The following is a 13,359-nucleotide window of genomic DNA, read 5'->3' on the forward strand; positions in this document are numbered from 1 at the left end:
GAGAGCCGGGACCTACCGCCGGAGCGGGCGCAGCGGCCCAGGCGCCGTCCGGCCCTTCTCGTCGCCCGGGACCGGGCGCGGCGCCCTCCGCACCGGGGCCGGCTCGACCGGGGCGGCGCCGGACGCCGCCTTCAGCAGGAAGGGCCGGGCGTTGCGGGTGGAGCACGCGTCGTACGGATCCCGGTGGAACTCCCAGTGCAAGTACACGTTGCCGTCGGGCGAGACGATCGCGTCCGGCGCCTTGCCGAACGGCGACGCGCGGCTGACGGAGTTCAGCGCGACGATGTCGAACGCCGTCATCCCGCTCGGCTTCGTGACGCCGAGGCGCACGACGTGACCGCTGTCCTTGTTCAGCACGATCTCCAGGTGCGTCACCCGGTTCTGGTTGAACGCGTGGCTCTTGGGCAAGCTGTCGAGCGACGTCAGGAACTCGTCCGCGAAGATCGGGTGGAGCCGGTTGTGGATCATGTTGATGTACGTCGCGAACGGCACCCGCGCGGCGTTGAGGGAGGTCTGGTTGCCGGGCTTGACCGAGGGGTCGTAGTTCTCGATCGCCGCGCGCCATTTCTTCCATTTGTCGGTCTCCCACGAGCCCCGGTGCGCGCTCCTGCGCGAGGCGCCATCCGCGGCCCGCTCGGCCCTGAGCTTCTCGTCGCCCACGGCCGCCTGCACGCCGGCCATGTTCAGGTTGAGGTTGGGCCCGCCAGGGAGCCCCGGAGCGCCGAGCCCGAGCGAGCCGACGCGCACCGGGCTCTGGTACGGCTGCGGCCGCGCCTTCTTGCCGGCGACGCGGCTCTTGCCGTCGCCGCCGGGGTTCGCCGGGTCGAGGGTGTAGCCGCCGCGCGCGCCGTCCACGACCTCGGGCGACGCGGGCCCCGCGCCGCCCGCGGCGCCCCTCTCGGGCGGCGGCAAGGCGGGCGGCGCCTGCGCGACGTGACCGCCGCCCCGCGCGCCCGGCACGCTCGGCGGCGGCCCGGCCGTGGGGGGCCGCGCGGCCTGCACCGGAGAGGCCGGGCTGTGGTGCTCCGCGCTCTCGCTGTCGGGGGCCCGCTCGCCGGGCGCGTGCTGGTCGTTGCCGGCCCGCTCCTCGCTGTGCGCGCTGAGATCGTGGTCGCTGTCGCCGACCCTGTCCTTCGGCCCCATCGGGCCCTTCGGCGTCCCGGGCGTCGGCGTGGGGTCGTCCTGATCCTTCGACCGGATCTGCGCCATGGTCTCCTCGGCGACCGTGTTGGCGTCGTCGGCGATCCGGCTGGCTTCGGGGTTGTCCTCCTGGTCCTTCTCGACGTGCTGACGGACGGCGATCCGTCGCTCGGCCGAGAGCGGCACCGGCTTCACCGGCACGACCTTGGCGACCTTTTCCTTCGGCGGCTTCGGCGGCGCGGGCTTCGGCGGCGGAGGGGCCTTCGCCACCTTGTCCGGCTCGGGCTTCGCCTGGGCCTCGGGCGGCGCGTCCTCGTCCGGCTCGCTGGCCGCCGGGTCGTCGGGAGACCGCTCCGGGGGCTCGACCGGGACGGGAGGCGGCGTGGGCGCCATGTCGTCGGTCAGCACCTCGAACGTCGTGTCGCCCGGCCGCAGGCCCTCGCGCACCGCGTCGACCATCCGGCGGAGCTGCGCCCGATCCTCGATGACCTGCGCGACCTCGACCGCGCCGCCGCCGCCCGCCATGTGGGCCACGATCGCCGCGCAGATCCACAGGGCGAGCGGGATGTGGGCGTCACGCGACATGGAGATCAGCGCCCCCGTACGACAGGGTCCGCTCCGCGTGACCGGGTGGCGCGGCCGTGACAGCAGCAAAAGACGGTCACCGGTGGTACCTCCAGACTCCGCGTGAACGGCCTGCTCGAACAGTACGCCGATGCGAACGTCGCACCCGGAAAGCGAGTCGAACCTAGCATCCAGGGATCAGCGCAGCAACGGTCGGCGCGCGCCGAGGCCGCCACGCCCTCCGCCGCGCCTGCCGCGTCCGCGCTCGCCCCGCGATCCGCGGACAACGGAGCCCGGAGCGGGGTGCGCTCGCGACGGGCGCCGGCGGGGGCGCCCTGCGAGCGCCGCCCCTGCCGGCGCGCCGGCGCCTCGATCAAAGCTTGTTGATGGCGTCCCAGTGCTCGGCGATCTCCTGCGCCGTCCAGATCTCCCCCTCGTCCTTGAACTTCCCGGGGCTCTGCACGACCTTGTAAATGTACATCTGCGCGCCGGCGACGGCGAGGACGTTGCCTGTCCGGTCGGCGCACAGATCGGACGCGAGGAACAGCGCCGCGGGCGCCACGTGCGCCGGCGTGAGCGTGTCGCCCGCCGACTGGAACATGGGCAGATCCTCGGTCATCCGCGTCCTGGCGATGGGCGCGATCGCGTTGACCGTGATCCGCTGCTTCTGCAGCTCGATCGCGGCCGTGCGGGTGAGCCCGTAAATGCCGGCCTTGGCAGCCGAGTAGTTGGCCTGTCCGAAGTTGCCGATCATCCCCGAGACGCTCGTGGTGTTGACGATCCGCCCTCCCCCGCCCTGCCCGACCATCTGCTTCGCGGCGGCCTGCGTGCACAGGAACGTGCCCTTCAGGTGAACGGCGATGACGGCGTCCCACATCCCCTCATCCATCTTGAGGAGCGTCTTGTCGCGGACGATCCCCGCGTTGTTCACCAGGATGTCGACCCTGCCGAACGCGTCGACGGCGGTCTTCACGAGGCTCGCCGCCCCCTCGGGGGTCGCCACGCTGTCGAAGCTCGGCACGGCCTGCCCGCCCGCTGCCCGGATCTCCTCCGCGACCTGCGCCGCCATGGCGTCGCTCGATCCCGACCCGTCGCGCGCGCCACCGAGGTCGTTGACGACGATCTTCGCGCCCTCGCGGGCGAAGAGCAGCGCCTCCTCGCGGCCGATGCCGCCGCCGGCTCCCGTGATGATCGCGACCTTCCCGTCGAGCAAACCCATCGCAGCTTCCTCCTGCTCCGCGCGCCGGCGCGGCGCGCCGGGCCGACTTCGCGCGGAGCTTCGCACAGCGGGCCTCGGCCCGGGCACAGATTCGTGCGCGGCTGGAGCGGCCCTCCGGGCGCTCCACCCGTGCGCGCGCTCGGCCTGCCCGCGCGGGCGGGCGCGCACGGCGTCTCTCGGCCCGCCCGCCCACGCGGGCGGGCGGGCGGGCGGGCGCGCACGGCGTTGGACGCGCCGGCGCCGCTTGCTTGCCCGATCGCGCGCGGCGGTGATAACGCCGCCTTCGATGCAACTGCCCAGCCGTCTTTCCACGTCGACCCTGGGAGACCTGCTCGGCGCCCTGCACCGCCAGAGGACGACCGGGCTCCTGGAGCTCTGCGAGCTCCGGACGCCGAGCGGCTCCACCGTCCCCGGCCGCCAGCACAGGATCCAGCTCCTCTCCGGCCTGGTGACGGCCGTCGAGACGCCGCTCCGGGTGCCCCGCCTCGGCGAGATCCTCGCGCGGGAGGGCCACGCGTCCGAGCCGTCGATCCAGCGGCTCGCCGCGCTCGTCGCGACCCACCGGGGGCGCCGGACGGGCGAGGTGCTCGTGGCCGCGGGGCTCGTCCCGGCGAGCGCGGTCGAGCGCGCCCTGCGGCTCCAGCTCCGCGCGCGCCTGGAGGCGCTCTTCGCCATCGAGGAGGCGACCATCTGCTTCCACACCGCGAGGCCGCTGGCCGGGTCGCTGCGGGAGGTCGGCCCGCTCTCGCCGGGCGATTTCCTCCACGGCCGCCCCCGCGCGCGCGACCGCTACCGGCACGCGGGCGCCCCGCGCAGCGCGCCGTCCTGGGGCAGCGCCGGCGCCCCGCGCAGCGCGCCGTCCTGGGGCAGCGCCGGCGCCCCGCGCAGCGCGCCGCCCCGGGGCGTCCGCGCCGACGAGCGGCGCCGCCGGGCGCTCGATCTGCTCGGCCTCGGCGAGGGGGCGACCGAGGCCGAGATCCGCCGCGCCTTCCGCCGCCTGGCCGCGGGCCTGCACCCCGACCGCGGGGCCGCGCTGCCCGGCGAGGGCGCCCTGCGCACGGCGCGGTTCGCCGAGCTCTCGGCCGCCTACCACCTGCTCGTGGCCTGACCGCTACGCCCTGCCCACGAGGCGCTCGACCAGGAACGACGCCACGGTGGTCGGCTTGGTGCCCGGCCCGAAGCCGGCGTCGAAGCCGAGCTCGACCGCCAGGTTGTGATCGATGCGCGGGCCGCCGAGCAGCAGGATCACCCTGTCCCGGAAGCCCTGGGCCTTCACCATCTCGATGAGCGCGGCCGCGTTCTCCTTGTGGCAGTTCCGCTGCGTGATCACCTGCGAGACGAGGATCGCGTCGGCGCCGAGCGCCTTGGCCTTCTCGCAGAGCTCGGCGTTCTCGACCTGCGCGCCGAGGTTGTGGGCGTCGAAGCACTTGAAGCTCTCGAGCCCCTTCTCTCCGGCGAACCCCTTGTAGTTCAGGATCGCGTCGATGCCGACGGTGTGCGCGTCGCTGCCGGTGCAGGCGCCCACGACCACGATCTTGCGGCCGAGCCTCTTCGCCTGCGCCTCGATGTCGGCGCGCGTGAGCGGCTGCGCGGCGAGCTCCTCGACCTCGATGTCCGAGAGGTCGACGCCGTGCTGGGAGTGCCCGTAAACGACGAAGTAGGTGTGCTCCCGGCTCGCCTGCTCCATGGCCGTGACGAGCGGCTCGCGCAGGCCGTGGGCCTCGGCGAACCGCTTGGCCGCCTCGCGCGCGCGGTCGCCCGGCAGGACGCGGAGCGTGAACGACATCTGGACCATGCCGTCGCCCTCGCGATCGCCATATGCACGCAGGATGGTTCGCGGTGTCATACCTCCTTGATGTACACCACGAGGACGCTGGTCGTCGATCCGCGGACAGCGCCGCGCGCCGGGGCGCCGGCAGAAATGGAGCGGTCTTCAGGCGAGAGGGCGAAAGTCGTGGACATGAGGTCTCCCAGCACCCGCCGCAGCCTGGAGTCCCTGGAATAGCACTACTGCGGGAAGTTGCCCCGGATCAGCAGAAGAACCGCCATGGCGCCAACGACGCCAAGAAGAGAGGGGGAAGGGTTGTCCCTCCATGTTCCCCTTCTACTTCCCTGGTTTCTTGGCGCCCTTGGCGTCATGGCGGTTCGCCTCTCGGCCCGACTTCCCGCAGGAGCGATAGGCGTCCGCGTCCCGCGACGAGCTCGCGCAGTCCATGAGCCCGGCCAGCCCGGACCGAAGGCAGGATCGTCACGGCCGATCCTGGGGGGAGATCCGGGAACGCTGTACTGGCTAGCAGCTTCGTTTGGTGCACCCTGGCGGTGGCCTCGGCGCTCCCCTGTGTGATCTCGCGAAACGTGTAGGGCGGAACCGTCCAACGATGTCGCGCAGCGCGGTTCGAGACGTTCAACGAGGTGGTCCAGCGTCGGGAACATCGAACGGGACGCGGGCACGGCACGACCGCGGTGGGCCCGACCGTGGTGTGGGCGGTCCCGCGTGGAGGCCACGGGGGTCTGCTGTGCTTGTGGAACGGTCCGACCTGCCGTCACGGGCGCTCGGACCGTGGCAAAGCCCCAGCCGGACCGTGGTCGAGACGGTACGGACCGGTGGCCTGGGTAACGGTTCAGACCGGGAGCCTGGGTAGCACCCGGACGGACCGGGAGCCTGGGTGACACATGTCGTAGAGGGTCGGCGACGGAGGATCGCTGGTGCCCTGGAAAGAGACATGTTCAGTGGACGAGAGGCTTCAGTTCATCGCGCAGGTCAACGAGTCGGACGAGACGTTCGCGGAGCTGTGCCGACGGTTCGGCATCAGCCGGAAGACGGGGTACAAGTGGGTGGAGCGTTACGAGCAAGCCGGACCTCGTGGTCTGGAGGAGCGGCGGCCCGTGGCGCACACGTTCCCGCATGCGACGCCAGCGGCGATCGTCAACGCGCTGGTCGAGCTGCGGAAGGAGCGACCCACCTGGGGTCCGAAGAAGCTGCGCGCCCGGCTGGAGAGCATGGGCCTTGAGGGGCTGCCGGCGACGAGCACCATCGGCGAGCTGCTCAAGAAACACGGGCTGATCCGGCCCCGGCGGCGCCGCGTGGTGATGCCGACGTCAGCGATGCCGTCGACGCTGGCTCCAGCGGAGCAGCCTAATGACACATGGTGCGCCGATTTCAAGGGGCATTTCGCGCTTGGCGACAAGACCCGGTGCCACCCGCTGACGTTGACGGACCAGGCGTCGCGGTACTTGCTCAAATGCGAGGGCGTAGCGAAGCCGGACGAGGCCTCGGTGCGGCCGCACTTCGAGCGCGCGTTCCGCGAGTTTGGGCTGCCGAATCGTATCCGCTCCGATAACGGCCCGCCGTTCGCCACGCAGGGCATTGGAGGGCTCTCGGCGCTGTCGGTGAGCTGGATCAAGCTCGGCGTGGTTCCCGAGCGCATTGAGCCCGGCAAACCGCAGCAGAACGGCCGGCACGAGCGCATGCACAAGACGCTGAAGGCGGAGGCGACATCGCCGCCCGAAGCCACGCTCGCGGCGCAGCAGCGCGTCTTCGACCGCTTCCGGCACGAGTACAATGACCAGCGGCCTCACGAGGCGCTCGGCCAGAGGACGCCGGCTTCGCGCTACACGCCGTCGCGGCGGACGATGCCGAGCAAGCCCTCCTCGCCGGAGTATCCGGACACGATGGCCGTGCGACGCGTGGGGGACATGGGTCGGCTTCAGTTCGGTGGCGCGAACACCTTCGTCTCCAAGCTGATCGCCAACGAACCCGTGGGGCTGCTTCCGATCGCCGACGACGTCTGGGAGCTGTACTACGGGCCGGTTCTGCTCGCGCAGGTCACCTTGAAGAACAAGGAGCTGCAGCTCGCCAAGGCACGGTGACCTGCGCGCACTCACGCCGGAACGTGAGGAGAGGCTCGCGTGTACCGAGACCGCGGGAAGCGGTTCGTGTATAGATCCTGGCGGTCCGAGAGAGCGCGGTGAGCGTGTCGCGTCGACGAGGATCCGGCCCCTGTTCCCAGTCCTCCCGGAGCAGGGGCGCGTAGCTCAAGGAAGTGTCACCGCTGCTCCCGGTCAGAACTGTTACCAGGGCTCCGCTCGTACAGACGCCTCCGGACTGTGCTCGAGACCCCTCCGGACTGTGCTCGAGACCCCTCCGGACTGTGCTCGAGACCCCTCCGGACTGTAGTCGAGACCCCTCCGGACTGTGCTCGAGACCCCTCCGGACTGTAGTCGAGACCCCTCCGGACCGTGCTCGGGACCCCTCCGGACTGTGCTCGAGACCCCTCCGGACCGTCGCGGAGACCTACGGGTCGGCGGCTCCGTCGTCGTCGTCTTCGTCGTCTTCGTCGTCTTCGTCGTCTTCGTCGTCGTCCTCGGCCTCGTCGTCTTCCTCGTCCTCGGGCTCCGCGGCCTCGGCCTCGGCGTCCTTCTTCCGTCGCTTGAGGGTGGTCAGGCCGAGCGTGATCTGCTCGCGCGTGTTGAAGATGCCGCGGAACGTCGTGGCCCAGTCGTTGAACCAGAGGCGGAGCGACTGGAGCGCGGCGAGCTGCGCCTCCTTGGCCTTCGCGATCTCCGCCGCGCTCACCGCGGGCGCGGTCCTGTCCGAGCTCCGGTGCTCCTCCGCGGCGGCGATCAGCCGGCGCATCGACTCGATCTTCTTCGGCGTGAGCCCGCGCTCGCCGAGCGTCCGGTAGAGCTCCCGCGCGCCGGGCTCGGCGCTCGTCGCCAGCTCGTCGACCCGGTTCAGGAACGTCTTCACCGAGTCCACCACGGCGGGGCCGAGCGGCTGCTGCGAGAGGTTCTTGAAGAACGCGGCGCTGAACCGGGCGGCGCTCTCGCGCGGGATCACCCGGGGGATGATCACCCGCATCCGCGGGAACCAGAGGTTCTCGAAGTCATCGATCTCCTGGAGCAGGCGCATCCGCTCCACGGAGAGCCCGGCCGCGACCTCGCGGTGATCGCCCTCCGCCAGCCAGTGCTCGAAGCGGCGGTTCTTGCCGGAAGCCGTGGCGTACAGCTCCCAGCCCAGATCGTGCTCCTTCTGCGTGTACCCGTGGCGCCTCGCCCGCCCGAGGTAGCGCGGGATGTTGAAGAGCACGGTGTGGACGCGGGCGAGGAAGGCCGTCGTCTCGGCGTCGAGCTCCGTCGGCGTGGCTTCCACCGGCGCTTCGTCGATCGGCGCGAGCGCCGCGGCCTCGGCGCGCTCGGACTTCGGGGACTTCGGGGATTTTGGGGATTTCGATGTCCTGGGTTTGCTCATGAGATCCTCCAGTGTGGGAGGCTACACGGGCGAGCGGGCTCATGTCATCCCCCGGCGCGGGCGGGCGCCGGTCATCTGCGCGGGCTGCCGGTGGCGCCGGAAGGGCGAGCAGGCGCCCGCCGACGCTGGCCCGCCGTATCGGGACGGCCTGTCTCGACCCCGCCGGGAACGCAGCCGGGGCCGCGGGGATCGCGATCGGGGACCGGCCTCGCCGGCCGAGATGCCCCTCCGATCGCGCGCGTGCCCGCGCCTCGGCGGCCGAGCCACGTCTCGATCCCGATCGGGAGGCACGCCGCGCCCTCGCGGCCACATGCCGCGCCGCGCCCGCGCGCGCCGGTGGTAGAAGGGGAGCGCTCCATGGCAAGGCTCACCCTCCCTCAGCTCGAACGGCACCTGTTCAAGGCCGCCGACATCCTCCGCGGCAAGATGGATGCGTCGGAGTTCAAGGAATACATCTTCGGCATGCTGTTCCTGAAGCGGTGCTCCGACGTCTTCGACGCCCGCTTCGAGGAGCTCGTCGCGAAGGACCTCGCCCGCGGCAAGCGCGAGGCCGAGGCGCGGAAGCGCGCCGGGCACCCGAGCTTCTACACCGACACCTTCTACGTCCCCGAGGAGGCGCGCTGGGGCTACCTGCGCGATGAGGCCCACAGGAACATCGGCGACACGCTCAACAAGGCGCTCGCCGCGATCGAGGGGCAGAACACGAGCCTCGATGGCGTGCTCGCGCACATCGACTTCACGCGCAAGGTCGGCCAGTCGAAGATCCCGGACAAGAACCTCCGCGACCTCATCGACCACTTCTCCCAGCATCGCCTGCGGAATGAAGACTTCGAGTACCCCGACCTCCTCGGCGCCGCGTACGAGTACCTGATCCGCGACTTCGCCGACTCGGCCGGGAAGAAGGGCGGCGAGTTCTACACCCCGCGCGCCGTGGTCCGGATGATGGTCCGCATCGCCGCGCCGGACGAGGGCATGCACGTCTACGACCCCTGCTCGGGCTCGGGCGGCATGCTGGTGCTCTCGCACGAGTACCTCGACGAGCGCCAGAAGAACGTGAGGAACCTGCGCCTCTACGGCCAGGAGTCGAACGGCGGCGTGTGGGCGATCTCCAAGATGAACATGCTCCTCCACGGCATCGCCGACGCCGATATCCGCAACGATGACACCCTCGCCAACCCGCGCCATAGGGAGGACGGCGAGCTGATGCGCTTCAACCGCGTGATCTCCAATCCGCCGTTCTCGCAGAACTACGTGCTGAAGGATCTGCCTTTCAAGGAGCGCTTCCGCCACGGCTTCTGCCCGGAGAGCGGGAAGAAGGCCGACCTGATGTTCGTGCAGCACATGCTCGCGGTGCTGCGACCGGGCGGGATGGTGGTCACGGTGATGCCGCACGGGGTGCTGTTCCGCGGCGGGGCCGAGAAGCAGATCCGCACCAGCATCCTGGACGACGACTTGCTCGACGCCGTGATCGGCCTGGCCCCGAACCTCTTTTACGGAACGGGCATCCCCGCCTGCCTGCTCGTGCTGCGCGCGAAGGGGGCGAAGCCGAAGGAGCGGCGCGGGAAGGTGCTCTTCATCAACGCCGACCGCGAGTATGCCGAGGGGCGGGCGCAGAACCAGCTCCTCCCCGAGCACATCGAGAAGATCGTGAGCACGTGGCAGGCGTTCCGCGACGTGCCCGGCTTCGCGAGCGTGGTCGGGCGCGAGGTGCTGCGCGAGAACGACGACAACCTCAACATCCGGCGCTACGCTGACAACGCGCCGCCGCCGGAGCCGCACGACGTGCGCGCGCACCTGCACGGGGGCATCCCGAAGGCCGAGGTGAAGGCGAAGGCGGCGCTGTTCGAGGCGCACGGGCTCGACCCGCGGCGGCTGCTCCGGGAGCGGGACGAGCGGTATCTCGATTTCGTGGACGGGATCGGGGACAAGGCGGCGCTGAAGAAGCGGCTGGACGAGGATCCCGGGATGGCGGCGCGGGAGCGGCAGCTCGCGGAGGCCGTGGAGGGGTGGTGGAAGAAGGCGCGGCGGGAGCTGCGGCAGCTCCCGGTGTCGGGGGCAATCATGCCGCTCCGGGCGCGCTTGCTGGCGAGCTTCGAGAAAGCGGTGCGGCCGGTGGGGCTCCTGGATGCGTTCAAGGTGACGGGGGTGATCGCGACGTGGTGGGGGGCGGCGCAGAACGACCTGAAGACGCTGGCGGCGCACGAGTACACGGGGCTGGTGGAGGCATGGGCGTCGAGCATCCGGGCGGCGCTGGAGGACGACGAGGCGACGGAGAACCCGCTGGAGCATCCGCTGCTCAAGAAGCTGCTGCCTGAATACATGGCCGAGCTCGGCGAGCTGGAGGCGAAGCGGGCGGAGCTGGACGCGGAGATCAAGGCGGCGCAGCCGGGGGAGGACGAGGAGGAAGGCGAGGCCGAGGAGCGGCGGTCGGAGGAGGAGGTGAAGGCGCTGAAGAAGGAGCTCGGCGCGGTGAAGAAGCAGCGGAAGGCGCTGGAAGGGGAGCTTGTGCAGCGGCTGGAGGAGGGGGTCGCGAAGCTGGACGACGAGGGGGCCGAGACGCTGGTGGCGGGCGTCTTGAGGGAGAGCCTCGATGACATCTTCGAGCGGTACGTGGGAGAGCACCAGCGGACGGTTGTCGCGGCATTCGAGGGGTGGTGGGAGAAATATTCGGTGACACTCATCGCAGTCGAACAGGAGCGAGACGCATTGAGCAGCAGGCTGCGACAATTTCTCGGAGGACTCGGATATGAGACCTGATGGCTGGAGCCACAGGACCATTCGGGAGTGCCTGGCTGGGCAGTTCAGTGGTGAGTGGGGAAGCGATCCGGGCCATCGAGGTGGCAATGCAACGGTGATCCGATCAACGGATCTCGATGACGAGGGGCACGTTGATGTCTCTAGGGGAGCACAACGAACGATCGCGACCGCGAAGCTGTCAGTGAAGAGGCTTGAGCCGGGTGACATCCTGCTTGAAGCCTCGGGCGGCAGCCCGGAAAAGCCCGTCGGCCGTACAGCCATATTCAACGAGCGTTCTTCCACGCGGCATGTCTGCTCGAATTTTTTTAGAACACTCCGCCCCAATCGTTCCGTTGTAGATCCATCGTTTCTATCATGGCGGCTCCACCACCTGTATCGAAGCCCAACGATCTGGGGCCTACAGCAGCAGACGACTGGAATTATTAACCTCAAATTCCAGGACTACCTTAGCATCGACATCTGCATGCCGTCGCTCCCGCAGCAGCGACTGATCGCCGAGATTCTCGATGCGCTCGACAAATCCATTCTGACTACCGAGCGGCTCGTCGCCAAGTTGAATCGGATGAAGCAAGGGCTCCTGCACGACCTGCTGACTCGCGGGATCGACGAGAACGGTGGCTTGCGTGATCCCGAGCAATATCCAGAGCATTTCAAGGACTCGCCGCTAGGCATGATTCCCAAGATGTGGAGCGTGCTCCCATTGGGCGACGTCGTGCCGCACGTCGCATACGGCGTCTCTGTTCCATTGGGCTTTCACTCGACCGGCATTCCTGTTCTCCGAATGAACAACTTAAAGGACGGCGAGACTGACGTGTCGGACCTCAAGTATTCTGCGAGTGCCACGACGCGCAGGCTGCTTCTGCGGCCCGGAGATGTGTTATTCAATCGCACCAACAGCATTGAGCACGTTGGGCGTACGGGCATCTGGCGAGGACAGCTCGAGCTGGCGTCGTTCGCTTCTTACCTCGTTCGATTGGATCCGGAACCGGCGCGATTGAACAATGAATTCCTCAATCGCTGGCTCAATTGGCCATGCACACAGATGCGCATCCGCCGATATGCCACCCCCGGGGTGCACCAAGTCAACATCAACCCGACCAACCTGCGGAAAACGATGATCGCGCTACCATCGTCGATTTCTGAGCAGGTTGCCATAGTGGAAGCGTTGGTAGCGCACGAGGCAACAGTTGCTGCCGAAGTGCGCGAATTGACCAAACTCCGCCTCCTCAAGCAAGGCCTCATGGACGACCTCCTCACCGGCCGCGTCCGCGTCACCCCCCTCCTCGCGGAGTCCACCCCATGAGCGACCGCGAGCCCGACGATCCCGCCGATGACATCGTCTCCGCCCGAGGCGAGATCATCCTGTACCCCACCGAGGACGGCCGGAGCCGGGTCGAGTGTCGCTTCGAGGGGGGCACCCTGTGGCTCTCCCAGGGCGCGATGATCGCCCTCTACCAGATCGACAAATCCAACGTGTCGCGTCACCTCCGCGCGATCTTCGCGGAGGGAGAGCTGGATGAGAAAGCAGTTGTTGCGTATTTCGCAACAACTGGTCTCGACGGCAAGACTTACCAGGTCGGTCACTACCACCTCGACGCCGTGATCGCCGTCGGCTACCGCGTCCGCTCGGCCCGCGGCACCCAGTTTCGCCAGTGGGCGACCGAGCGCCTCCGCGAGTACCTGGTGAAGGGGTTCACCATGGACGACGAGCGGCTCAAGAACCCGCCCGGCCCCGGCGTGCCCGATCACTTCGACGAGCTGCTCGAGCGCATCCGAGACATCCGGGCGAGCGAGCGGCGCGTGTACCTGCGCGTGCGGGAGATCTTTGCCTTGGCGGCCGACTACCGGCCGGGCACGCCGGAGACCGTCGCGTTCTTCCAGACCATGCAGAACAAGCTGCACTTCGCCGCCACCGGCAAGACCGCGCCCGAGCTCATCCAGGCGCGGGCCGACTCTACCCAGCCGAACATGGGCCTCCGCACGTGGAAGGGGCAGGGCGTGCGCAAGGGCGACGTGACCGTTGCCAAGAACTACCTGAACGAGGACGAGATCACCGAGCTGAACCGCATCGTGGTCATGTTCCTGGACTACGCCGAGGACCAGACCAGGCGGCGGAAGCAGATCTACATGCACGAGTGGCCGAAGAAGCTCGACGCCTTCCTGGCCTTCAATGAGCGGAGCGTCTTGCCCGGCCCGGGCAAGTGGAAGCGCGAGGACGCGGACGCTCACGCCGAGCGCGAGTACGAGCGCTTCGCCGCCCGGAGGCGTGCGGTCCTCGAGCAAGAGGCCGAGACCGAGGCGCTGAAGCAGCTCGAGGAGGTCGCCCGACGGTTGCCGAAGGGAACCGCGGACGCGGCTGCCGGACCCACGTCGAAGAGCAGGGCGAACGCTGCGTCCCGCCCCACATCGAAAAAGAGGAGCTGAGCAC

The 13,359-nt window shown here is 69.4% G+C and carries 9 protein-coding genes; 5 read left to right on the forward strand and 4 right to left on the reverse strand.

Annotated features, from left to right (window positions below):
• Positions 1–12: 12 nt before the first annotated feature.
• Positions 13–1,725 carry a hypothetical protein gene (locus tag WMF31_RS23800; protein WP_436604139.1) on the reverse strand — a complete coding sequence of 571 codons (1,713 nt, stop codon included), beginning with the start codon at positions 1,723–1,725 and terminating at the stop codon, positions 13–15.
• Positions 1,726–2,077: 352 nt separating this feature from the next.
• Positions 2,078–2,923, reverse strand: coding sequence for an SDR family NAD(P)-dependent oxidoreductase (locus WMF31_RS23805; RefSeq protein WP_436604140.1), 846 nt, complete (start codon positions 2,921–2,923; stop codon positions 2,078–2,080).
• Positions 2,924–3,209: 286 nt separating this feature from the next.
• Between WMF31_RS23805 and WMF31_RS23810 the strand changes: the two genes are divergently transcribed.
• On the forward strand, positions 3,210–4,031 hold the full coding sequence (locus tag WMF31_RS23810; RefSeq protein ID WP_436604141.1) for a J domain-containing protein: 822 nt from the start codon (positions 3,210–3,212) through the stop codon (positions 4,029–4,031).
• Positions 4,032–4,034: 3 nt separating this feature from the next.
• Here the strand turns inward: WMF31_RS23810 and WMF31_RS23815 are convergent, their stop codons facing one another.
• Positions 4,035–4,769 (reverse strand): OAM dimerization domain-containing protein, encoded by a 735-nt coding sequence (locus tag WMF31_RS23815; protein WP_436604142.1) that lies wholly within the window; start codon positions 4,767–4,769, stop codon positions 4,035–4,037.
• A gap of 860 nt (positions 4,770–5,629) precedes the next feature.
• On the opposite strand from WMF31_RS23815, the gene WMF31_RS23820 reads away from it, so the two are divergent.
• Positions 5,630–6,793 (forward strand): IS481 family transposase, encoded by a 1,164-nt coding sequence (locus WMF31_RS23820; protein ID WP_129346352.1) that lies wholly within the window; start codon positions 5,630–5,632, stop codon positions 6,791–6,793.
• 424 nt (positions 6,794–7,217) lie between these two features.
• Here the strand turns inward: WMF31_RS23820 and WMF31_RS23825 are convergent, their stop codons facing one another.
• Positions 7,218–8,174, reverse strand: a complete 957-nt coding sequence (locus WMF31_RS23825) for a hypothetical protein (RefSeq protein ID WP_436604143.1) — start codon at positions 8,172–8,174, stop codon at positions 7,218–7,220.
• Between the two features lie 357 nt (positions 8,175–8,531).
• Between WMF31_RS23825 and WMF31_RS23830 the strand changes: the two genes are divergently transcribed.
• From WMF31_RS23830 to WMF31_RS23840, 3 genes are all read left to right on the forward strand, one after another.
• Positions 8,532–10,931 carry an N-6 DNA methylase gene (locus WMF31_RS23830; RefSeq protein WP_436604144.1) on the forward strand — a complete coding sequence of 800 codons (2,400 nt, stop codon included), beginning with the start codon at positions 8,532–8,534 and terminating at the stop codon, positions 10,929–10,931.
• A gap of 94 nt (positions 10,932–11,025) precedes the next feature.
• Positions 11,026–12,234 (forward strand): restriction endonuclease subunit S, encoded by a 1,209-nt coding sequence (locus WMF31_RS23835; protein WP_436604145.1) that lies wholly within the window; start codon positions 11,026–11,028, stop codon positions 12,232–12,234.
• Positions 12,231–13,355 (forward strand): virulence RhuM family protein, encoded by a 1,125-nt coding sequence (locus tag WMF31_RS23840; RefSeq protein ID WP_436604146.1) that lies wholly within the window; start codon positions 12,231–12,233, stop codon positions 13,353–13,355. Before WMF31_RS23835 ends, WMF31_RS23840 begins: the two co-directional genes overlap by 4 nt.
• The last annotated feature ends 4 nt before the right edge of the window (positions 13,356–13,359 follow it).

It is taken from the genome of Sorangium sp. So ce1036 (assembly GCF_051369805.1).
GTDB classification, from domain to species: domain Bacteria; phylum Myxococcota_A; class Polyangia; order Polyangiales; family Polyangiaceae; genus Sorangium; species Sorangium cellulosum_F.

Coding starts and splice junctions, on each gene's coding strand:
- WMF31_RS23800 (WP_436604139.1), bottom strand. CDS start 1,725: ATGTCGCGTGACGCCCACATCCCGCTCGCCCTGTGGATCTGCGCGGCG.
- WMF31_RS23805 (WP_436604140.1), bottom strand. CDS start 2,923: ATGGGTTTGCTCGACGGGAAGGTCGCGATCATCACGGGAGCCGGCGGC.
- WMF31_RS23810 (WP_436604141.1), top strand. CDS start 3,210: ATGCAACTGCCCAGCCGTCTTTCCACGTCGACCCTGGGAGACCTGCTC.
- WMF31_RS23815 (WP_436604142.1), bottom strand. CDS start 4,769: ATGACACCGCGAACCATCCTGCGTGCATATGGCGATCGCGAGGGCGAC.
- WMF31_RS23825 (WP_436604143.1), bottom strand. CDS start 8,174: ATGAGCAAACCCAGGACATCGAAATCCCCAAAATCCCCGAAGTCCCCG.
- WMF31_RS23830 (WP_436604144.1), top strand. CDS start 8,532: ATGGCAAGGCTCACCCTCCCTCAGCTCGAACGGCACCTGTTCAAGGCC.
- WMF31_RS23840 (WP_436604146.1), top strand. CDS start 12,231: ATGAGCGACCGCGAGCCCGACGATCCCGCCGATGACATCGTCTCCGCC.